The sequence below is a fragment of the Xanthomonas vesicatoria ATCC 35937 genome (genome assembly GCF_001908725.1).
GTDB lineage: Bacteria > Pseudomonadota > Gammaproteobacteria > Xanthomonadales > Xanthomonadaceae > Xanthomonas > Xanthomonas vesicatoria.
On the sequence record NZ_CP018725.1, the window covers coordinates 1,747,171 to 1,769,368 of the forward strand.

Below are 22,198 nucleotides of genomic sequence, written 5' to 3' on the forward strand. Positions count from 1 at the left end.
GGCGCGGTGCCCTCACCACTTCCGGGACACGCCGTGAATCCGTCCCTGGAGGCTCGGTGGCGGCATCCATGCCGCCACACGGTCCCGCAAGCGGTAAGGACACCGCGCCATGACGTTGGTCGGTACTTGCTTGAAAGAACCTGATCGCAGCGCGCGCGCTGACTGCCGATGTAGGCGGCCGCATTCGCATCAGACAGACGTTGATGTAAAAAGAGGTGTCGCCAGCGAGCAGCATGGATCGCAGAGCGACGTGATGCATTACTCTCCCATGCACGCCGACCAACACGACTGGCCCTTGCCCGCTTACCGCCGCGAGACCTTTGGCGGCATGGATGCCGCCAAGGAGCCTACAGGGTTGTACTTGCAGCGTATCCCGCGATGGTGAGCGGGCAAGGGACCTGCAGCCGAATGGCAGCCGCAACGTCTTGCCCTCGGCAACACAGCAGATATTCCAGGAACTAGGCGCGGCCAATAACACGTAGCGAGCAGTTGCCAGATGGATGTGGCGACGCGCTCAGAACCGGGGTGATCAGTGAGAAGCGAGTTTCCATCGCCAGCCACGCCCGCGTTGCGACCGCATCGCCCTTGTTAGCTGATCCAAGCGCTACAGCGATGCACAAGGAGGCGCCGCTTATTGACCCTCAGTCGCTGCCGATGCCGATGCCGCGCAGGCGATCAAGGCGCTGGCGGATACAACGGCGCCAGCACCTCAGGTTCTGCAGCGCTCGCGTGCCGCCAGCGTGGTCCCTTGGCAAAAGCCTCGCGCAGTGCCGACCGCGCGCCCGCCACATCGCCATCGCCGCCCCAGCGGGCGCGCTGCATCCGCGCCACCGCAGCGCGTTGGGCGGGATCTGCCAGCGCTGCCAACACGCTGTCGATATCGCCAACGCCGGCCATGCCGCACAGCACGGTGGCCACATCGTCCATGCCGCCGCTGTCCAGCGCACGGCGCAACTCGGCCACGCCATGCGTCACGCGGCGGCCAGGCACGGGCGCGTCGCCGCCGTTGACATCGGGAACACGGCGTAAGCCACCGCGTCGACGCAACAATGCCCACGCCAGGGTCACGACCCATAACAACGCAAAGCCCGCCGCGGCGGCGATCCAGCCCCACGGCCGCTGCGTGGGTGGCGGCTGCAGGCGCAGCGTGCCCCCTGTGGGTGCAGGCGCTGCGGCAGTATTCGACGGGCTGTCGGCTGGCGCAGGTGCAGGCGCCGCGAAGGCGCCACTCCCCGCGGCCACGTCCAAGGTCAGATCCGGCACCGAGGCCGTCTTCGCCGCACCTGCGCCAACGTCCCACCACGCTACCTGCAGCCCGGGCACGACCAACGGGCCGGCGCGGTTGGGCACGATCGAATAGCGACGGGTCAACCGCAACTGCGGCGAGCCGTCCACAAAACGTTCTTCGTATTGCGGCGGCTCGGCGAACACTTGCGCATCGGGCACGCTCGGCGTGGGCAACTCGGGGAACTGCGCCTGCGTGGCGCCACGTGCGCTGGCTTCCACCACGAACTGCGTCGCCTCCCCTGCCGTTGCGCGTTGCGGCGTGGCCGTATAACGCAATTGCAGGCTACGCAATGGCAGCCACGGTTGCGGCGCGTTGACCGGCTGCGCGCGCACCTGCAGCGGAATGCTGGCGCTGCGCGCACTCAGCTCGCCATTGCCGCGGCCAAAATAATCATCGAAGAAACCGCCCACCGAGCGCCCGTTGAAGCGCGCCGACGGCAACAGCAAGCGCCCGCTGCGCTCGGGCACCAGCAGATAACGCCGCTCCACCACGTTGTACTGCCGCCCGTTGACCAGCTTGACCGAACTGACGTCATCGCCGATGCGTTGCAGCGATGCGCCATCGGGCGCTTCCAGATCCAGCTCGCCCGAGGCCAGCTGATTGGCGAAGTACAACCGCACCACCACGCCCACACTTTGCTGCACGTATGGCTGCGGGTCGTCCACCTGCGTCTGGACGAAGACCTCTTCGTTGCCCTGCGCCTCGCTTGGCCCACTGGCAGCGGCATTGCCGCTACCACCTCCGCGATTGTTGTTGCTCGCTGGATCGTTCGCCGAGGCCACCACCTGCAGCCGCAGCGGCTCGGTGCGCTCGTTGCCGACCCGGATCGCAGGCACGATCAAATCGCCGCTCTTGCGCGGCGTCAACACCACGCCGAACAACGCGCGCACCGTGACCGACCCATTGGTCACCTGCATCTGCTGATTGGCGCTCTTGGCGCCCAGTGCAAAATCGTTGCGCAACGGCGTGTAATCCGGATCGGCGCCGCGCTGATCGGTTTCGATATTCAACATGACCACGTCGCCGGCATTGGCACTGTCGCGGTCCAGCCAGGCGCGCGTGACCGCACCTACCGGTGTGCAAACGAACAGCATCATGCAGGCCAGCATGCCGATCGCGCCGCGGCGCAAGTGGTGTGTGCCCATCATCGTCCGTCCCGTTGTCTGCGTTCGTATTCCAGCCTGAATTTGGTGCGCAGCAGGCTACCCGGGTCGTCCGGCACGCGCCGTAACCACGCATCCACCGCCTGGCGTTGCTCGCGCTGCTCCGGCGTCTCGCTTGCCATGGCGTCCTCCGGCTTGCCCTTCGCATCGGCGCCCTTGTCGCCGGCCTGCGCCATCGCTTGCTGCATCTTGCGACGCTGCGCTTCGTCGGCCTGCTGCTGCGCCTTTGCATCGGCCGATTGCGGTGGCGCGTCTTGCTTGCTTTGCTCGCCCTTGCCGTCCTTGGACGGTTGCTGCTGCGACTTGCCGTCCTGCGGTGCCTGCGCGCCGGGCGGTTGCTCCTGCTTGCCTTGCTCGCCTGGGGCGTTCTGCCCGTCCTTGCCGGCGTCTTTCGCGTTCTTCTGGTCTTGCCCGGACGAATCCTGACCGGGCTTGTTCTTGCCTGACTGATTCTGATCCTTGGACTGGCCTTTGCCATCCTTGTCGTTGCGCTGCTGGCGCTTGCGCGCTGCGTCGACCGCTGCGCGATTGGCGATCGCATCGGCCTGCTTGGGATGTTGCTTGAGCGCACGATCGTAAGCGGCAATCGCCTCGTCGTACTGCCCTTGCCGTGCCAGCGCATTGCCCAGGTTGTACAGCCCTTCGTCGGTCGGCACGCCTTCGAATGCCTTTTGCGCAGCGGCAAAATCGCCCTTGCGGTACGCCTGCACGCCAGCATCCAGGCGCTGCTGCTGCACCTGATCGGCGCGCTGCCACAAGGTGCCGTCGGCCGCCTGTGCAGGCTGCGCCAGCGGCAACACGCACATCAGCGCCACCATCGCCACCACTGCGCGGCGTCGGAACGCCAACAGCGCCAATAGCATCACCGGCAGCACCAGCCAGTAGCCTTCGTCGAGCCAGGTCTTGCCGCCGTTGGCCTCGGCGGTCTCGTCGGCCAGCGGCTGCTGCGCGGGATCGAGTACACCCAGCGCTTGCAGGTCCGCGTCGTCAGGCGCGATGCGGGCGTAGCGCCCACCACCCTGCCCTGCCAGGTCGCGCAGGCTTGCCTCGTCCAGTTTTGCCTGCGCGATTTCGCCGCTGCCGGTGCGGTAGGCGGCGCCACGTGGGCTGCCTACGCCGAGTGCAGAAACATGGAATCCACGCGCGCGGGCAGTACGTGCCGAGCTTTCCGCCGAGCCGTCGGCGCTATCGCTGACCAGCAGGATATCGCCCTGTTTAAAGCCGGCCTGCTGCAACAGCCGGGCCGCTGCATCGATGGCCCTGTCGGCACGTTTGCCGTCCACCGGCATTACCGATGGTGACAACGCATCCAGAAACAGCGCAACGTTGGTTGCGTCTTCGGTCAATGGCGCAACGGTGAAGCTCTCCCCCGCATACGCCAGCAAGGCAACCTCGCCGCCAGCGCGCTTACGCAGCAGCGTGGCCAGTTTGGCGCGCGCCTGCAGCAGGCGCGATGGCGGCAGATCGGTCGCATTGCTACTGGACGACAGATCCAATACCACCACCAACGGCATGCTCGATTGAAAGACCGGGCGCTCGGTCTGCCGCCAGCTCGGCCCACTCATCGCCACCACTGCAAGCGCATAGGTCAGCGCGACCAACACGAAGCCCACCCAGCCGCGCCGGCCACCGGCCACCAGCAAGCCCGGCAACAGATGCGCGTCCACGCTGTGACGCCACACATTGGCGCTGCGTCGACGCAGGTGCCACAACAACGCGGCCGGCACGATCAACAACAGCGCCCACAGCCAATCCGGGCGCAATAGATGCAACGCGGTCATTGCTTCAGACAGCGCGTTCATCGCCATCTCCGCGGCAGCACGTAGGCGAGCAAGGCCACCAGCATGGCAGCGCCCAATGGCCAATAGTAACGCTCCACGCGCGGCTGCACCGACGGGCCGAGCGCCTTCACCGGCTCTAGCCGATCAAGCTCGGCATAGATGCCCGCAAGCTCTTCGGTATCGCGGGCGCGGAAGAACCGCCCGCCGGTCTGCTCGGCAATCTTGCGCAAGCCCGCTTCATCGATGTCGTCGTTGCCACCGGCCGGGATCGGCACACCGAACAACGAGTACCCGCCGCTGCCGCCAAAAGCGATGGTGTGCACACGCACGCCCTCGGCCTTGGCGAGTTCGGCCGCCTTCAACGGGTTGAGCACGCCGGCGGTGTTGACGCCGTCGGTAAGCAACACCACCACGCGCTGGCCCTGTTTCTGCTCGCGCAGCCGTTTGACCGACAAGGCGATCGCATCGCCGATGGCGGTCTCGCGCCCGGCCAATCCCACCACGCTGTCGGCCAGCTGGTCGCGCACCGAGGTGAGGTCGGCAGTGAGCGGTGTCAGCGCATAAGCGCGCTGGCCGAAGACCAGCAGGCCGACGCGGTCGCCGTCGCGCCGATCCAGAAAATCCGACAATACCGCCTTGGCCGCGGTCAAGCGATCGACCACATTGCCGCCAAGCACCATGTCCGGCTCGCTCATGCTGCCGGACAGATCCACCGCCAGCATCATCTGCCGCGCCTCGCGCGGCGGCTGGATCACCTCGCCCAGTTGCTGCGGACGCGCCAGCGCCGCGCACAGCAGAAACCACCCCAGCCAGGCCAACCAGCGCGGCATGCGCAAGGCGGGTACGCGCCGTGCCTGGGCAACCGCATGCAATTGATCGGCATACGGCACACGCAGCGCGGCCGTATCGGCACGGCGCTGCGGCCAGAACCACATCAGCAGCGGCAGCGGCATCAACCACCACGCCCATGGCCACGCGCAGTGCGCCAACGCGTCCTGCCATTGCGACCACTGCAGCCAGTTCATCGCTGGCCTCGCATCAACTGCAGGAAACGTTGCCGCGCCAATGCCTGCAGGGCATCCAGATCGGCCACCGCCGGTGTGCGTTGAAACCCGCCTTCGAGCAATGTCCGTCCCAGCCCCTGCGAAAACGCGTGCGTCTTGCTCTTTCGCCCGTCCAGAAACTGCAACCACGCCTCGCCCTGCAAGCGGTCGGCCTGCGTATCCACGGTGCGCGCCGCGCGGCGCAACAGTATCGACAAGGTCGCCAGGCGCTGCGCGGGGGTTGTGGCACGCTGCAGTTCGCTATCGAAGGCAGCCAACCAGCGGCGCTGCCGACGACGACGGCGCCACCACCACAACCACGCGCCCGCCAGCACCAGCACGACCGCAGCGATCACCAACCACCACCCCGGCGCCAGCGGCCACCACGACGGCGACGGCGGCAGATGGACATCGCGCAGCGGAAGCGATTGCGGTGCCATCGTCATGCGCCCCGCATGAGCGTGCTGCCGCTCAACCATGCATCGCTGGCATCGTCGGTGGACAGACGGTGCAACCGCACGCCGCGCGATTGCAGCAGCGTGGCCAGCTGTTGCAACGGCGCAACAAACTCGGCCTGCCAACGCGCGCGCGCAGCCTGGCTCCCCAGGTCCAGGGCGATGCGCTCGCCGCGGACATCGAAACTCAGCGCACGCGCCGGCGGCGACAGTTCCAGGGGGTCGACCAGGACGATCACCACCACCTCGTGATGCAACGCCAGGCCGGACCAGCGCGTCGCCGAAATCTTGCTGGCGCTGCGCGGATCGGCCAGCACCGTCAGCCGCGCACCGGGACGCAGCAGGCGTGCGGCATGGTCCAGCGCCACATCCAGCCCGGCATCGCCAGACGGCGGTTGCGCGTACCAGCGCGCCAATGCATCCAGCACCGGCAGCACGCCACGCTGGCCCGACCGCGGCGCGATCGGCGCCTCGCTGGCGGTGCCGCGCAAGGCGGCAATCCGATCACCCTGCCGCTGCGCCAGCCATGCCGCCACCGCGCCGGCGCGCGCCGCCTGCACCGACTTGTAGCGCGTGCGCGTCCCGAAGAAGAGCGCGGGCGAGGTGTCGGCGACGATCAGGCTCAAGCGTTCACGCTCGGCCTGAAACAACTTGGTATGGGCGCGCCCGGTACGTGCGGTGACGCGCCAATCGATATGCCGCGCATCGTCGCCGGCCACGTATTCGCGCGACTCGGCGTATTCCATCCCGCGCCCGCGGGTGGCGGCCGGCACCGGTCCCACCAGGCCATGCCGGCCACGCCCGGGCTGCCCGCGATGCAGCGCGGTGCCGCGCAATGCGATCAACTCGGCAAGGCTCGGGCGCAGACCATCGCCAGCAACGGACGAGGCAGGATTCACAGGGGAGGAAGACGGCATCGAAGACATCGGAGTCGGGCGAGAGGGCGGCAGACCTCGGCAACCCGCTGCCCGATCAGGGCAACGGAATCTTGTCCAGCAACGCGGCCACCAGGCGTTCGCCGTCCCAGCCTTCTGCCGTGGCTTCGTAGCTGGGCAACACGCGGTGGCGCAGCACGTCCGGCGCAATGGCGCGAATGTCGTCCGGGGTCACGTAGTCGCGCCCGGCCAGCCATGCACGCGCACGCGCACAGCGCTCCAGCGCGATCGAACCGCGCGGGCTCGCACCCCAGGCAATGCGCCGTGCCAATGCAGGGTCGTAGCGTTGCGGGTCGCGCGAGGCCAGCACGATCTCGATCAGATAGCGCTCCAGCTGCGGTGCCAGATGCACGTCCAGCACCACGCGTCGTGCAGCGAAGACATCTTCCAGCGGAATCTTGTCCGGGACGGTCTCATGTTTTTCCAGCGTGTCGCGTGCTGCCTCACGTGCCAGGCGCAAGATTTCCGCCTCCGCATCGGCCTGCGGGTAACCGATGCGCACATGCATCAGGAACCGATCCAGCTGCGCCTCGGGCAATGGGAAGGTGCCTTCCTGCTCGATCGGGTTCTGGGTCGCCATCACCAGGAACAACTGCGGCAGCGCATAGGTGTGGCGACCAACAGTCACTTGCCGCTCGCCCATTGCCTCCAGCAACGCCGACTGCACCTTGGCCGGTGCGCGATTGATTTCATCGGCCAGCAGGATGGGGTGGAAGATCGGCCCGGGCATGAACTCGAAACGGCTGTCCTGTGGACGCCAGATTTCGGTACCGGTCAGATCGGCCGGCAACAGATCCGGGGTGAACTGCACCCGCGCGAAGTCTGCTTCCAGTCGCGAAGCCAGCGCACGGATCGCCGTGGTCTTGGCCAGCCCGGGCGCGCCTTCGACCAGCAGATGGCCGTCTGCCAGCAAGGCGATCAACAGCCGCTCGACCAGCGCCGACTGACCGACGATGCGCTGCGCCAGCGACTCGCGCAAGGAGGTGAATTGACGATGCAGCCGGTCCTCAGCGGGCGCGGCAGCGGCTTCGGGGGGCAGTAGCGGCGGTGCGTTCATAGGTCCAGTGTGACCGATTCGAACGCGATTGGTTCACTTGCAGATGGTCAAAGTTCAGTAATTGTAGAACCTCTGCCCTGCGTCACGAACGCGGAAGACCTGAGCCTGCTGCGTCCTTGCAAGCAAGTATCGGAAGAAATTCGAGATCTTGTCCTCTCGATAATCTCTCCTGAGCTGTTTCCGATACGGCACTCTCGGTCAACCGTGTAGTCAGAACGGGCGGACCCAAGTTCGCATACAGTGGAACGGCTATGCGGCACGGGCGCGGGTCATGATCGCCCAACACCAATCGGCTGCCGTAGAACATTGATCACCGACCAACGCCCTGTGCGGCCATGGGTAGCCAGCGTCGCCATAAAAAAGGCCGCTTTCGCGGCCTTTTCTTGACTCTATCCGATTACGGAGTTGCGCTCGCAACCCGCAGCACCTTCGGTGTCACAAAGACCAAGAGCTCAGCCTTTTCTTTGCTGCGGCCACGCTTCTTGAAAAGATTTCCAAGGAAGGGGATATCACCCAGGAACGGCACCTTGGCAATACTTTCGCGATCGGTAAACTCATATACGCCGCCGATGACCACAGTTTCGCCATCGCCAACCAGTACCGCCGTATTAACTTCCCGGCGATTAATCTCTGGAACCGTGCCATAGAGCGGCAAGTTAATGAAGCGGGCGACCTCGTCCTTCTTGACATTCATGTTCAAGAAGACCCGATTGTCATTGGTAATGGTCGGAGTCACCTTCAACTCCAAGAGCACCTCTTTAAACTGCACATTCGCTTGAGATTGGCCACTCGCACCACCGCCACTGATCGTGACGTAGCCAATTTCCCGCCCTTGCTTAATGACTCCCTCTCGTTGATTCGAGGTCACGATTCGCGGATTTGAAACCACCTCGCCTCGCCCCTCCTCTTGCATCGCAGATAACTCCATATCCAAGGCGAAATTACGCCCAAGTAACGTGTATGCGATTGCGCCGGCCGTATTAGTGGTGAAAGTGCCAGCGGGAAGGTTAAAGTTCAGGCCACCAGGAACGTTGTGAATGCCATTATTCAAGATCGAAACATTATTGGTGGTGCTACCGCTAATTACTCCGGTGTTTCCACCATATTGCTGACGACCAGCAATACCGAACCGGGCACCTAGGTCGCGCGCAAACGTGTCCGTGGCGATCACAATCCGGCTTTCAATCAGCACTTGATCCACCGGGCGGTCGATATGCGAGATCAGCTCGCGCATCTGCGCGACCTTCTTCGGGATATCGCTGATCATCAGGGTATTTGTGCGGTCGTCGGCAACTAGGCGCCCGCGCGGCGACAGAAACCCATTGTCCTGTCCCGCACCTCCACCCTGGCCACCACCGCCACCGCCACCGCTGCCAATGCCTTTGGCTTCGGTCAACGCCTTAAAGATCGCGCCCGCATTGTGATAGTTGATCTGCACGTAATCGGTGATCAGGTCCTCACGGTTCTCGATCGCGATGCGGGCGTCTTCCTTGTCCTGCTCGAACTTGGCCAGCTCCGGCTGCGGGGCGACCCACACCACGCCGCCGTCGCGGCGCTTGTCCAGGCCCTTGGCGCGCAGAACGATGTCCAGCGCCTGGTCCCACGGCACGTTCATCAGGCGCAGGGTCACATTGCCCTGTACGGTGTCGGAGGCCACGATGTTGAGGTTGGACTCTTCGGCGATCAGCTGCAGCACGGTGCGCACCGGCACGTCCTGGAAGTTGAACGTCACCGGGCGGCCGCTGTAGCCACGCGCTGCAATTTGCGCGGCCGCCTGGGTCACCGCTGCCGGGCTCACGCCGCCGACCGCCGGCTGGCCCTTGCGCGGGGTGATCTCGACCACGTATTCGTTGCCGGTCTGGTAGGCCAGCGAGTCGAACGCACCCTTGGTCGACAGCACCAATTGCGAGCCCGAACCGGACGGCTTGACCTCGACACGCTGCACCGGCGTTGCAAAATCGGTGACATTGAGCGGGCGCTGCAGCTCGGCAGGCAGACGGGCGTTGCTGATATCCACCAGCACGCTGTCGCCCTGGGTCCGCAGGTCCGGGCTGGCACCCTGGCCGTCGAACTTCAGGATCAGACGGCCAGCGCCATCTTCGCCGCGTTTGAAATCGATCTTGGACACTGCCAGGCTCGCTGGAGCGGCCTTGACCGGATCCTGCGCAGGCTGGGTCAACGCGGCGGCTGCGAACGAGCTGCCACTGGCCACCGCCAGCGCGAACCCCAACGCGCAGGCCTGGAGCATCGCGTGGCGTCGAACCGGACGCAGCCGCTGGGCATTGGAAAACGTCATCGTGCTATCCCCTATCACTTTATTGATCATCCAATGCGAGCGCGGCCGGCCGTTCAAGCCATCCACCCGCACCGTCCGGCACAAGTTCAATCAGCTCGATGCGGTCTTCGTAGACCCCGGTTACCCGGCCATCGCTCTGTCCCAGATACACCCCCGGCCGCACCCGGTATGTCACCTTGTCCGGTGCCATCACCAGCGCGATCAGGCCCGAGCCGCCTCCAATGGTCCCCACCATGTCGAGGGCGTCGAGCGGGAAGGCTTCCAACGGTTCCTTGCGCCGGTTCGGATCCGGACGCGTACCGTTGCCGCCTTCCGCACTGACCCAGGCATCGCTGAACGGGTCGCGCATCACCTGCGCCGAGTATTCGAACGTCTCGAACTGCTGCATCACCGGCAACGGCTCCAGCGGCGGCGCAGGACGCGCACGCACTTCGGCCACCCAGGCTTCCAGATTCGGTGCATCGCCGGGCGTACTGGTCACGCCGCGCGTACATGCCGGCAATACTGCAATTAGCGCCACGCAAGAGAGGATCTTGAGCAATTTCATGGTCATTGGCCGCCCTTCTTCGCAGCGTCGGCAGCAGCCTTCTCCTGCTCGGCCATTTCCTCATCGTCCAGATAACGATAGGTCTTGACCGTGCCTGACAGCTCCAGCGCACCGCGCGGCGTGATGCCGGCCTTGGCGTCCTTGGGCTTGAGGTTGATGTCGTGCATGGTCAGGATCACCACGCGCGGCAGCGAGGCCACGCCGCTGACGAAGGCACCGAACTGGTGGTAACTGCCCACCATGCGCAGGGCAATCGGCTTCTCGGCGTAAAACTCCTTCGGCGATTCCGGACCCGGCTGGAACAACTCATTCGACAGGCCGCTGGACAGCGCGGTCTGCGAGATGTCGATGATCAGGTCCGGCATTTCGGTCTTGCTGGGCAGCTGACGCAGCATCTGCTGCAGCACCTGTTCCATCTGCGCGAGCTGCTGCTTGAGCGGCTCCAGATTCACCGCCCGCCCCTGCTGGGTCTCGAACTCGGTGCGCAGCTGGGATTCGGTACCTTCCAGCCCTTCGAGTTCATCGCGCTTGCTGCTGATGAGCAAAAACCAGGCCAGCACCATGATGAACAGGCCGACCACCACGCAGAACACGATGCGTGCCTGCTGCGGCCAACCACCGATGTTGTTGAAGTCCAGATCGCTGAGCTTGAATGATTTCTTACTCATGACGCCGCCCCCTCCTGCGGCCGATTGGCAGGCGCCGGCGCTGCCTGCGGTGCAGCTGCAGGTGTGCTCGGCGGCGTTGCAGGCGCGGGCGCAGCTGCCGGGGCAGCAGGCGTCGTACCAGCCGGCGTGGCACCCGGTGCAGTGGCGCCCGGCGTGGCCGGATCCACTACCGCCGGCGTGGCACCGTTCTTGTCAGCCTCGTTCGGATTGGCCAGCTTGACCTTCAGCGTAAACACGTAAGGCAAGGTCTTGGTGTCCATCGACGAAGCGGCAGGCTGGCCGGCGGCCTTGTCCTGGCTCTTGGCCTCGATGATCGACAAATCCGGGTTGGTCATCCACCCCGAGCCTTCCAGGTTGCGCATGTACGCGCTGACGCGCGCATTGGACTGCGAGCGGCCCTCCAGGGTCAGGATGTCACCGTCCTGCTTGATGTTGGTCAGCGCCACGCCATCGGGAATGGTGCGAACCAGAGAATCAAACAGGTGCACCATCTGCGAGCGGTTGGCCTGCAGCTCCTCGATCACCTTCTTGCGCGCAAGCAGGCGGTCCTTCTTCTTGTCGAGCTCCTTGATCTCTTCGTTCTGCGCCTTGACCTTGTCGATCTCGGCGGTCAGGAACGCATTGCGCTCTGTCTGGCCGCTGATCTGCGCGTCGTAGTAGAACCAGATCAGCGCCGACAACAGCACGCCGCCTAGCGCGGCGAAGCCCAGCATCGAATAGAACTCACGCTCGCGCGCCTTCCGGCGCTCGGCGCGCCAGGGCAATAGATTGATTCTTGCCATCAGTCAAAGCTCCTCAGGGCCAGGCCGGTGGCGATCATCAATGCTGGCGCATCCAGCGCCAGCGCGTGGGCCTGAACCTTCGGCCCCAGCGTCATCTGCGCCAGCGGGTTGGCGACCACGGTGGTCACGCCCAGCTGTTCTTCGACCATCTCCGGCAGGCGCGACAGCGCCGCGCAACCGCCGGCCAGCACGATGCAGTCGACGCGATTGAATTCGCTGCCCGCGTAGAAGAACTGCAGCAAACGGCTGATCTGCTGCACCGTCGCTTCTTTGAACGGCTCCAGCACCTCGACCTCGTAGCTCTCCGGCAACCCCCCCTGGCGCTTGGCCAGGCCGGCTTCTTCGTAGGTCAGGCCATAGCGGCGCATCACTTCATCGGTGAGCTGCTTGCCGCCGAACACCTGTTCGCGGCTGTACAGGCTACGACCGGAGCGCAACACGCTCAGCGTGGTCATGGTCGCGCCGATATCGACCAGCGCCACCACCGCATCGGCGGCCACCGGCAGTTCGCTGGCAACCAGGGCAAAAGCGTTTTCGACCGCGAAGGCCTCCACGTCCATCACCTTGGCGGTCAGGCCACCGAGTTCCAGCGCCGACTGGCGCAATTCCACATTCTCCGAGCGCGAGGCGGCCAGAAGCACCTGGACCATGTCCGGGCTATTGGGCATCGGGCCAAGCACCTCGAAATCGAGATTCACTTCCTCGATCGGGTACGGAATGTAATTGGTGGCTTCCAGTTCGACCTGGGCTTCCAGATCGCTGTCGTCCAGATCGGCCGGCATGGGGATCAACTTGGTGATCACCGCCGACCCGGCAACGGCCGCAGCCGCATTCTTGGCCTTGCTGCCGGAGCGATTGATGGCGCGGCGAATGGCTTCACCCACCGCCTCCACTTCGACGATGTTCTTTTCCACCACCGCGTTCGGCGGCAATGGTTCCACCGCGTAATGTTCCACGCGAAAACGGTTCCCGCTGCGCGACAGCTGCAAGAGCTTCACGGCAGTAGAACTAATGTCGACACCAATCAGTGGCGACTGACTCTTTGGTAAAAGCCCCACGGTAACTCCCCTGCCGACGGGCACTTGGACGCATGTCTGCGCCCTCGTATTAATAATCAAATTTTAACAGTTGACAAGCCCTTCACGCGCAAGGCAATGACCCCGCGACCGTGACCCCAGTGCTGTCTTCTGCGATCCCCAGAGTTCGGCCCCAGCCAAACTCGGCGTCATCTATACTCTGTGACCAAGAAATCTGCAATCGGAATCTCTCTTACATGCCCCGTATTCGCCGTTGGCTGGGCTGGATCCTGGCCACGCTCGTTGTGCTCGCACTGCTCGGCGCTATTGCTGCCGGCGGCCTGTATTACGCCATTTCCTCCAAGTTGCCGGACGTGCAGTCGCTCAAGCAGGTCGAGCTGCAGGAGCCGATGTACGTCTATTCCAGCGACGGCCGCCTGATGGCCGTCTACGGCGAGACCCGGCGCTATCCGATCCAGATGAAGGACGTGCCGCTGCGCCTGAAGCAGGCCTTCCTGGCGACCGAGGACGCGCGCTTCTACGAGCACGGGGGCGTGGACTACAAGGGCATCGCCCGCGCGGTGTGGCTGCTGGCCAGTACCGACGCCAAGCGCGTGCCGGGCGGCTCGACCATCACCCAGCAGGTGGCGCGGCAGTTCTTCCTCAGTTCCGAATACAGCTACACCCGCAAGCTCGCCGAGATCCTGCTAGCGCGCAAGATCGAGAGTGAACTGAGCAAGGACGAGATCTTCGAGCTGTATCTCAACAAGAGCTTCTTCGGCAATCGCGCCTACGGCGTCGGTGCCGCCGCCGAGTACTACTACGGCAAGAAGATGAGCGAGCTGAGCCTGGACGAGATGGCCTCGCTGGCCGGCATCCCCAAGTTCCCGTCCAGCGGAAATCCGATCAGCAACCCTGAGCGTGCCCAGGAACGTCGCGACTACTACGTGCTGCAACGCATGGCCGACCTGGGCTTCGTCAGCCAGGCCGAAGCCGATGCCGCCAAGGCGGTGCCAATGCACGCCAAGCCGCATGAGCCGCCGGTCGAGGTGTACGCCCCGTACGTGGCCGAGCTGGTGCGCCAGGAGATGATCGCCAAGTACGGCGGCGATGTGCTCAACAAGGGCTACCACGTCACCACCACCATCGATTCCACCCTGCAGACCGGTGCCGACGCAGCGGTTGCCGAAGGCCTGCGCCTGTACGACCACCGCCATGGCTGGCACGGTGTGGAGCAGCATTTCGATGTCGCCGCCGATGCGGATGCGCCGGCCCTGGCCAAGCATCTGTCGGGCGCTTTTACCCAGGGCGGCCTGCGCGCAGTCATCGTGGCGCGCACCAATGCAGACGGCGGCGTCACCGTCGTGCAGAGCGACAAGACCGAGTTGACCCTGCCAGCCAGCGCCAGCCGCTGGACCAACAAGACCCCGGCCAAGCTGCTGACGCGCGGCGACCTGACCCGCATCCGCGCTGGCGAGAAAGAAGGCGAATGGATCATCGACCAGCTGCCGCGCGGCCAGGCGGCGCTGGTGTCGCTGGATGCCAACAGCGGCGCATTGCGCGCCCTGGTCGGCGGTTTCAGCTTCGCCGGCAACAAGTTCAATCGCGCCACCCAGGCACGCCGCCAGCCCGGCTCCAGCTTCAAGCCGTTCGTGTATGCGTCGGCGTTTGAAAAAGGCTTCAACCCGGCCTCGATCGTGCTGGATGCGCCAGTGGTGTTCCGCGATCGTCGCGGCAAGACCTGGTCCCCTCAGAACGATGGCGGCGGCTTCCGCGGCCCAATGCGGCTGCGCGAGGCACTGGTGCAATCGCGCAACCTGGTGTCAGTGCGTCTGCTGGATGCGATCGGCGTCGATTTCGCACGCAAATACATCAGTCAGTTCGGTTTCCAGGAGGCCGAGTTGCCGCCCAACCTGTCGATGTCGCTGGGTACCGCGTCGCTGACGCCGCTATCGGTGGCCCGTGGCTACGCGGTGTTCGCCAACGGCGGTTCGCGCGTGGACACCTGGATCGTGGACGAAGTGAAAGACCGCGACGGCACCGTGGTGTTCAAGGAAGTGCCCGCAGTGGCCTGCCGTACCTGTGCGATGCAGGGCGGCACGGCCGCGCCGGTAAGCCAGGTGGTGGATGGGTTCAACTTCGGCGCTCAGGCGCCGGCCACTCCACCTGCGGCTCCATCGACCGATGCGGCGCCGACGCCAGCAGAAACCGCGCCGGCGGCAATTGCCGAAACCAAGATCGCGCCGCGCGCCATCGATGCACGCACCGCCTACCAGTTGGTGTCGATGATGCGCGATGTGGTTCAGCGCGGCACCGGCACCGCGGCCAAGGTACTGGGACGCGAAGACGTGGGCGGCAAGACCGGCTCGACCAACGATCACCGCGACGCCTGGTTCTCCGGCTTCGGCGGCCCGTATGCCACCACCGTGTGGGTGGGCCGCGACGACTTCCGCTCGCTCGGTTATCGCGAGTACGGCGGCAAGGCCGCACTGCCGATCTGGATCGACTACATGCGCGTGGCGCTGAAGGACAAGCCGATCGCCGCCAACGACCCGCCCGAGGGCATGACCCAGGCCACCATCAATGGCGCGGTGGAATGGGTCAAGAACGAAGACCTGGATCGCCTGCAGGATTACGACTACGGCCTGCAGGAACAGCAGGACGAGAAGGCGTTCGATATTTTTTAAGAGCCGGGATTCGGAAATGGGGAATCGGAACGGCGTGGCCGGTCCGGTTCCCTTTTTTCTTGGGCGGGTGAGGCGGACGCGGCACGGACGCGGCGTTCCGGGTGCCCAAGCAGAGCGCTGCCGCGGGCGGCGCTGACTAGCGGGCCGACGCCTCGGTGGCGTTGGAGCGTTGGTGTCAATTTTGCTCCTTACGCGCTGCCCGTTTGTTTGCCTCGCTAACGCCCTCGGCGTCATGCGTAAGGCGCGAACCCAAGCCACGCCCGACCTGCAACGACTCGCTGCCGACCATGCTGTCAGCGGCCATGGACTGCACCGCGCGCGTCTGTACTGCAGTTTGAATAAAGACGGTAGTGCACGCTGGCACCTGGCAGCTGACTGCCAGGCACGCGACCCGCAGCTGAGCCTTGCTGCCCATCGCCTCATTGGAGCGAGATCGGAAGCAGGATGCAGCTCGTCGTCGAGGTGCACGCCGTGTTCGCCATGTCTTCATCTGGCTGATGTAGAGTCGAACGCAGGTTCATCTGGGGAGCCCGGTCATGCATCACGCACGCCAACACGCCGATACGCGCACCCGGGAACGCCGTCATCGGCTCGCCCACGAGGCCGCAAGACTAATGGCCGAAGGCGGTATTCGCGATTTCCACCAGGCCAAGCTCAAGGCCGCCAGCCGGCTCGGTATTCATGACGACGCATCGCTGCCATGCAACCGCGAGATCGAAGACGCGCTACGCGAGTATCAGCGTCTGTTCGCCGGGCCAGACCATGCAACGCGCTTGCGCCAACGCCGCGAAGCGGCCTTGCGTGCGCTGGAATTTCTGAGCCCGTTCCAGCCGCGGTTGACCGGCCCAGTGCTGGACGGCACCGCCGATGCCAACGCGCCGGTGCAGTTGCAGCTGCATAGCGATGACCCGGACGCCGTGCAGCGCTTCCTGGAAGAACACCGCATTCCTGCGGAAGCGCGCACACGCCGCCTGCGGCTGGACCGCGAGCGTAGCGGCGATTTTCCGGTCTGGCTGTTCAGTGCTGAGGAACTGACGTTCGATCTGACGGTACTGCCCTACGACGCGCTGCGTCAGGCGCCGCTATCGCAGCTGGACGAGAAACCGATGCAACGCGCCTCGGCTGCACAATTGCGACAGGTGCTCGCCGAACAAGAAAGCGCGGATGACCAGCAACGCCGTTGAGCTGCGCACACAATGCCGGTGCATTGGGCGCATGCGCGCAGCTTCCCACACTGCCCCGTCATCTCGTGCAATCACAAAGAGGGCAATGACAGCGCCGCGATGACTGGTACCAACACCAGCCCATCAATGCCCGGTCCGTCTTGGCGAACGCCCAATTTCGATGACGGCGCCAGGCAAAAAAAAACGCCCCGCAATGCGGGGCGTTCGTTTATGCAAACAACCTTGAGCCGATTAACGCTTGGCGCTATCGGTGTAGTCGCGCTTGTCGTAGCCGGTGTAGATCTGGCGCGGACGGCCGATCTTCATTTCCGGGTCGACCTGCTGTTCCAGCCAATGCGACACCCAACCGGCGGTGCGCGCGATGGCGAACATCACGGTGAACATTTCCACCGGGATATTCAGCGCCTTGTAGATCAGGCCCGAGTAGAAGTCGACGTTCGGATACAGCTTGCGCTGCACGAAGTAGTCGTCCTTCAGCGCGGCTTCTTCCAGCTTCAATGCCACTTCCAGCAGCGGGTCGTTGACGCCCAGCTCGCCCAGAACCTTGTGGGTCATCTCGCGGATGATCTTGGCGCGCGGGTCGAAGTTCTTGTAGACGCGGTGACCGAAGCCCATCAGACGGAACGAGGAGTTCTTGTCCTTGGCCTTGGCCACGGCCGACTCGACGTTATCGGCAGTGCCGATCTCTTCGAGCATCTTCAGCACCGCTTCGTTGGCGCCGCCGTGTGCCGGGCCCCACAGCGCGGTGATGCCCGCTGCGACCGACGCGTACGGATTGGCCCCGGTCGAACCGACCAGACGCACGGTCGAGGTCGAGGCGTTCTGTTCGTGATCGGCATGCAGGATGAACAGCAGATCCAGCGCCTTGGCAACGACCGGGTTGATCTCCAGCGGCTCGCTCGGCACTTCGAACATCATGTGCAGGAAGCGGTCGACGTAGTTCAGGTTGTTGCGCGGGTAGCGGATCGGCCAGCCGATCGAATAACGGTACGCGGCAGCTGCCAGGGTCGGCACCTTGGCGATCAGACGGATGGCGGCCTGACGGCGCTGCTCCGGATCGTTGAGGTCCAGGGTGTCATGGTAGAACGCCGACAGCGAGGCGACCGAGCCGGCCAGCATGGCCATCGGGTGTGCATCGTGACGGAAACCGCCGAGGAAGTTCTTCAGCGACTCGTGCATCATCGTGTGATGCGTCACTTCGTGGTCGAACTTCTTGAATTCGTCCGCCGTCGGCAGTTCGCCGTTCATCAGCAGATACGAAACTTCCAGGAAGCTGGACTTCTCGGCGAGCTGTTCGATCGGATAGCCGCGGTACAACAACACGCCGTTGTCGCCATCGATGTAGGTGATGGCCGACTTGCAGCTGGCGGTGGCGGTGAAGCCCGAGTCGTAAGTGAACAGACCGGTTTCTTTGGTCAGCTTGGAAATATCGACGCAGTCATTGCCCAACGTGGGCTTGAGAACCGGCAGAACGACCGACTTGTCGCCGGCGTTGAGCGTGACCTGATCAAGATCGGACACTGTGTACGCTCCTTCAGTGGAAGGCGCCTGATCCCACATGGGCAGGCACGTGATGGAAGTCCAAGGCATCGCCTCGGATCACGCCATTATCGCACAGCAGCATTTTGGCCGTCGCTTGGACAGAAGTCGTAGATGCGGCGGCCGGGACCACGCAAACAAAACACGGATGCCCAAAAAACAATGGCCGCGCAATGCGCGGCCATTGTCGGTACAGCCCGTCCTGCAAGTTCAGCGCGCGTAGCGCTTCTGGAACTTGTCGATACGGCCGCCGGTGTCGATCACCTTGTGCTTGCCGGTATAGAACGGGTGCGACGCCGAGGAGATTTCCACCTTGATCAGCGGATATTCCTGGCCGTCTTCCCACTTGACGGTCTCTTTCGAGCCCATGGTGGAACGGGTCAGAATCTTGAAATCAGACGTCACGTCGTGAAAGACGACGTCTTTGTAGTTGGGATGCACGTTATCTTTCATGGACTTGGCGCCGGGCTGCCTGGATAAGCCGGGCATTATAGCGGCCATCTTTCGCCCGGCGCAAGGTGGCCCTAGCGGGCCGCCAATGCCGCCCCCACCAGACCGTAGAACTGCCCACGGTCGTACTCCAGCAGCAGGTTGGCATTGTCGGGCGCGCCACCTTGCCGGTTCCAGTCCACCAGGGTCATGCCGCGGGTGTGGGTGCCGGACAGTTCGATATGGACCGGGCGCTGCTCCAGGCGCTGGGCCCCTTCCGGGTGCAGGGCGAACGCCATCGCCAGTGCGTCGGCGGCGTACCAGTACTCGCCACGGCTGTCCTCGGACCACAAGCGGGTCTTGCGCGAGATTTCTTCGTAGAAGCGGGCGCGGGCGCTGTCGGCCGCCAACCATTGCTCGACATCGCGATGCAGCAGGCCGTGCGCGATGGTGGCTTCCCAGTCGGCCACGTCGAAGTGCGGAAAGCCGCGGAACACGATATGTGCGGCCTCCGGGTCGAAGCCGATGTTGAATTCAGCCGCAGCGGTGATGTTGCCGTGCCCGGTCAGCGCCCCACCCATCACGACCAGCCGGCCGACGCGCTGCGGCAGGGTCGGGTCCAGGGTGAGCGCCAGGGCCAGGTTGGTCAGCGGGCCCAGGGCGACCAGCAACAGTTCGCCCGCGTAGTCGTGCGACAAACGCAAGATGGCGAGCGCGGCATGTTCGGCCTCGGCGCTGCGCTTGGCCGCCGGCAGGCCGACATCGCCGAAGCCATCAATGCCGTGCACATGCGCTGCATCGACCGAGGGGTGCAGCAGCGGCTGCGGGCAGCCGGCGTACACCGGCACATCCGCGCGGCGGGCGATTTCGCAAACCTTCAAGGCGTTGCGCACGGTGTGCTCCAGCCCCACGTTGCCGGCAGCGATGGTCAGCCCAACCACCTCATGGCGGTTGTCGTTGAACGCCATCAGCAGCGCCAGCGCGTCATCCACGCCCGGGTCGGTATCGATCAGCAGCGGTATTCTTTTTGTCATGGGATTGGAGAGCAGGCATTCGGGATTCGTTGCCGCATCTTCGCAAGGATCGGCGAGCCGCGCGAATTCCGGGGACGTCCAGGTCGCAGCAACCCCGCTTTGACGAATCCCCAATCCCGACTCCCGAATCCCCGCCACTCAAGCGGCCGCATACCGCACCGCGCCACCGATCCAGCGCGCGACGACACGGTCGGCGATCTCCGGCGCTTCGGCGAGCAGGCGCTCGGCCAGCACCTGCACGCGCGGCAGCAGGCCGGCGTCGCGGGCCAGATCGGCGATGCGAAAGCTGGCCAGGCCGGTCTGCCGGGTACCGAGCAATTCGCCGGGACCGCGCAATTCAAGATCCTTTTCTGCAATCACGAAACCATCGTTGGTCTGGCGCATGGTTTCCAGGCGCTGGCGCGCCATCATCGACAGCGGCGCCTGATACAGCAGCACGCAACTGGACGCTGCGGCGCCGCGGCCGACCCGGCCACGCAGCTGATGCAGCTGCGCCAAGCCAAGGCGCTCGGCGTTTTCGATGATCATCAGCGAGGCATTGGGCACGTCCACACCGACTTCGATCACCGTGGTGGCGACCAGCAGATCGCTGCGGCCCTGCTTGAAATCGAGCATGGCCTTTTGTTTTTCGGCCGGTTTCATGCGGCCATGCACGAGTGCGACGCGCACGCCGGGTAGCTGCTCCGATAAGGCCTGGAAGGTGACTTCGGCGGCCTGCGCTTCGATGCGCGGCGGGCCGGCCGGTGCGGCTTTGCCCGGGTCCTCGCTTTCTTCGATGAGCGTGCACACCCAATACGCCTGGCGACCTTCGGCGCAAGCGGCGCGGATGCGTTCGACCAGATCTGGGCGCCGTTCTGCGCTCAGGACGATGGTCTGCACCGGCGTGCGGCCGGGCGGCAACTCGTCGATGGCCGACACGTCCAGATCCGCGTAGGTCGACATCGCCAGGGTGCGCGGGATCGGCGTGGCGGTCATCACCAGCTGATGCGGCACGCTGCCGGCAGCCGCACCCTTGTCGCGCAGCGCCAGACGCTGGTGCACGCCGAAGCGGTGCTGCTCGTCGATGATGGCCAGCGCCAGGTCGCGGAAGACCACCGCCTCCTGCATCAAGGCATGCGTGCCGACCACCACCTGCGCCTGGCCGGAGGCGACCTCCGCCATCGCCGCCGCACGTGCCTTGCCGGTGACCTTGCCGGCCAGCCAGACGATGCGCACGCCCAGCGGCTCCAACCAGCCGCGCAGGTTGGTGAGGTGTTGCTCGGCCAGCAGTTCGGTGGGCGCCGCCAGTGCGACCTGCTTGCCCTGCTCCACCGCCAACATCGCTGCCATGGCAGCGACCACTGTCTTGCCGCTGCCGACATCGCCTTGCACCAGCCGCAGCATCGGCGAGGGCTGCGCCAGGTCGTGCGCGATCTGTTCGAACACGCGTTGCTGGGCACCGGTGAGCTGGAATGGCAAGGCGGCGCGCAACCGCCGTACCAGCGTGCCATTGCCAGGCAGCACCGGCGCATGAAAACGTTGCAGGGCGATGCGCTGGCGACGCAGGCTGAGTTGGTGCGCGAGCAGTTCTTCGAGCGCCAGCCGCTGTTGTGCGGGGTGTCCGCCAGCGAGCAGTTGCTGTGGATCCGTGTTCACCGGTGGGCGGTGCATGGTCAGCAATGCACTGCGTAGCGACGGCAATCGTTCGTCCTGCAGCCAGTGCGGCGGCAGCAATTCCAGTGCGGCCTCTGGCGGCAACCGCTCGAGCGCCTGGCCGATGAGTTTGCGCAGCGTAGCCGGGCCGACGCCTTCAAGCACCGGATAGACCGGGTCCAGGCAGTCGCCCAGGTCTGCGTCTTCGTCCGCCGCGAGCACGCGGTAGCTGGGATGGACAATTTCCCAACCGTTCTGGCCGGGCTTGGGCATGCCGAACACACGTACGCGTGTGCCCACTGCAAACTGCGCAACCTGCGCGGCGCGAAAATGGAAGAAGCGCAGCACCACGCTGCCGTGCGAATCGTCCGAGATCGCTACACGCAGCACCGGCCGGAAGCGAAAGCCGCGCTCCACCGCCTCCACCCGCCCCTCGATCTGTGCCGGCACACCGCTTTGCAGCTGCGCGATCGTGGTCAGCCGGGTGCGGTCTTCATACCGCAGCGGCAGATGCAGCCACAGGTCCTGCACGCTCAGGATGCCGCGCGCGGCAAATTTGTCGGCCACTTTGGGGCCGACGCCGGGCAGGCTGGATAGCGGAACCTGGCCGGCAACGGCCAGGCTCGGCGTGGCGACGCTCGCGCGCGGCACGGCCAGTCGGA

General features: G+C 64.8%; 17 protein-coding genes. 2 read left to right on the forward strand and 15 right to left on the reverse strand.

Features of this window, described 5'->3' with window-relative positions; all coding sequences use genetic code 11:
- Positions 1-675: 675 nt before the first annotated feature.
- The 11 genes from BJD12_RS07530 to BJD12_RS07580 form a co-directional block, all read right to left on the reverse strand.
- Positions 676-2,436, reverse strand: coding sequence for a BatD family protein (locus tag BJD12_RS07530; RefSeq protein WP_005995815.1), 1,761 nt, complete (start codon positions 2,434-2,436; stop codon positions 676-678).
- Positions 2,433-4,253 (reverse strand): VWA domain-containing protein, encoded by a 1,821-nt coding sequence (locus BJD12_RS07535; RefSeq protein ID WP_042828424.1) that lies wholly within the window; start codon positions 4,251-4,253, stop codon positions 2,433-2,435. Before BJD12_RS07535 ends, BJD12_RS07530 begins: the two co-directional genes overlap by 4 nt.
- Positions 4,250-5,257 (reverse strand): vWA domain-containing protein, encoded by a 1,008-nt coding sequence (locus BJD12_RS07540; RefSeq protein WP_005995820.1) that lies wholly within the window; start codon positions 5,255-5,257, stop codon positions 4,250-4,252. The genes BJD12_RS07535 and BJD12_RS07540 overlap by 4 nt, the downstream gene beginning before the upstream one ends.
- A complete protein-coding gene (locus BJD12_RS07545) occupies positions 5,254-5,715 on the reverse strand; it encodes a DUF4381 domain-containing protein (RefSeq protein ID WP_039423802.1) in 462 nt (153 codons plus the stop codon). The genes BJD12_RS07540 and BJD12_RS07545 overlap by 4 nt, the downstream gene beginning before the upstream one ends.
- A gap of 2 nt (positions 5,716-5,717) precedes the next feature.
- Positions 5,718-6,680: a DUF58 domain-containing protein gene (locus BJD12_RS07550; RefSeq protein WP_039423803.1), complete on the reverse strand. Its 963-nt coding sequence runs from the start codon at positions 6,678-6,680 to the stop codon at positions 5,718-5,720.
- Positions 6,681-6,702: 22 nt separating this feature from the next.
- Positions 6,703-7,722, reverse strand: a complete 1,020-nt coding sequence (locus BJD12_RS07555) for an AAA family ATPase (protein WP_005995826.1) — start codon at positions 7,720-7,722, stop codon at positions 6,703-6,705.
- A gap of 397 nt (positions 7,723-8,119) precedes the next feature.
- Positions 8,120-10,018 carry a type IV pilus secretin PilQ gene (locus tag BJD12_RS07560; protein ID WP_042828425.1) on the reverse strand — a complete coding sequence of 633 codons (1,899 nt, stop codon included), beginning with the start codon at positions 10,016-10,018 and terminating at the stop codon, positions 8,120-8,122.
- Between the two features lie 19 nt (positions 10,019-10,037).
- Positions 10,038-10,571: a pilus assembly protein PilP gene (locus BJD12_RS07565; RefSeq protein WP_005995831.1), complete on the reverse strand. Its 534-nt coding sequence runs from the start codon at positions 10,569-10,571 to the stop codon at positions 10,038-10,040.
- Positions 10,568-11,233 carry a type IV pilus inner membrane component PilO gene (locus BJD12_RS07570; RefSeq protein WP_005995833.1) on the reverse strand — a complete coding sequence of 222 codons (666 nt, stop codon included), beginning with the start codon at positions 11,231-11,233 and terminating at the stop codon, positions 10,568-10,570. Before BJD12_RS07570 ends, BJD12_RS07565 begins: the two co-directional genes overlap by 4 nt.
- The gene (locus BJD12_RS07575; RefSeq protein ID WP_005995834.1) at positions 11,230-12,015 is read right to left on the reverse strand and encodes a PilN domain-containing protein; all 786 of its coding nucleotides are present in this window, start codon (positions 12,013-12,015) and stop codon (positions 11,230-11,232) included. Before BJD12_RS07575 ends, BJD12_RS07570 begins: the two co-directional genes overlap by 4 nt.
- On the reverse strand, positions 12,015-13,073 hold the full coding sequence (locus BJD12_RS07580) for a pilus assembly protein PilM (protein ID WP_039423791.1): 1,059 nt from the start codon (positions 13,071-13,073) through the stop codon (positions 12,015-12,017). Before BJD12_RS07580 ends, BJD12_RS07575 begins: the two co-directional genes overlap by 1 nt.
- Before the next feature lie 215 nt (positions 13,074-13,288).
- On the opposite strand from BJD12_RS07580, the gene BJD12_RS07585 reads away from it, so the two are divergent.
- The gene (locus BJD12_RS07585) at positions 13,289-15,718 is read left to right on the forward strand and encodes a penicillin-binding protein 1A (protein WP_005995838.1); all 2,430 of its coding nucleotides are present in this window, start codon (positions 13,289-13,291) and stop codon (positions 15,716-15,718) included.
- Between the two features lie 536 nt (positions 15,719-16,254).
- Complete coding sequence (locus BJD12_RS07595; RefSeq protein ID WP_042828428.1) at positions 16,255-16,902, forward strand: hypothetical protein; 648 nt, start codon at positions 16,255-16,257, stop codon at positions 16,900-16,902.
- A 231-nt stretch (positions 16,903-17,133) separates the two neighbouring features.
- On the opposite strand, the gene BJD12_RS07600 is transcribed toward BJD12_RS07595, so the two are convergent.
- The 4 genes from BJD12_RS07600 to recG all read right to left on the reverse strand — a co-directional run bounded on the left by BJD12_RS07600 (position 17,134) and on the right by recG (position 22,187).
- The gene (locus tag BJD12_RS07600) at positions 17,134-18,423 is read right to left on the reverse strand and encodes a citrate synthase (protein WP_039409911.1); all 1,290 of its coding nucleotides are present in this window, start codon (positions 18,421-18,423) and stop codon (positions 17,134-17,136) included.
- 228 nt (positions 18,424-18,651) lie between these two features.
- Positions 18,652-18,894 (reverse strand): type B 50S ribosomal protein L31, encoded by a 243-nt coding sequence (locus BJD12_RS07605; RefSeq protein WP_010364531.1) that lies wholly within the window; start codon positions 18,892-18,894, stop codon positions 18,652-18,654.
- Between the two features lie 71 nt (positions 18,895-18,965).
- Complete coding sequence (locus BJD12_RS07610; protein WP_005995849.1) at positions 18,966-19,904, reverse strand: nucleoside hydrolase; 939 nt, start codon at positions 19,902-19,904, stop codon at positions 18,966-18,968.
- Positions 19,905-20,042: 138 nt separating this feature from the next.
- Entirely contained in the window at positions 20,043-22,187 is a 2,145-nt protein-coding gene (gene recG, locus BJD12_RS07615) for an ATP-dependent DNA helicase RecG (protein ID WP_005995850.1), read from the reverse strand.
- Between the last annotated feature and the right edge of the window lie 11 nt (positions 22,188-22,198).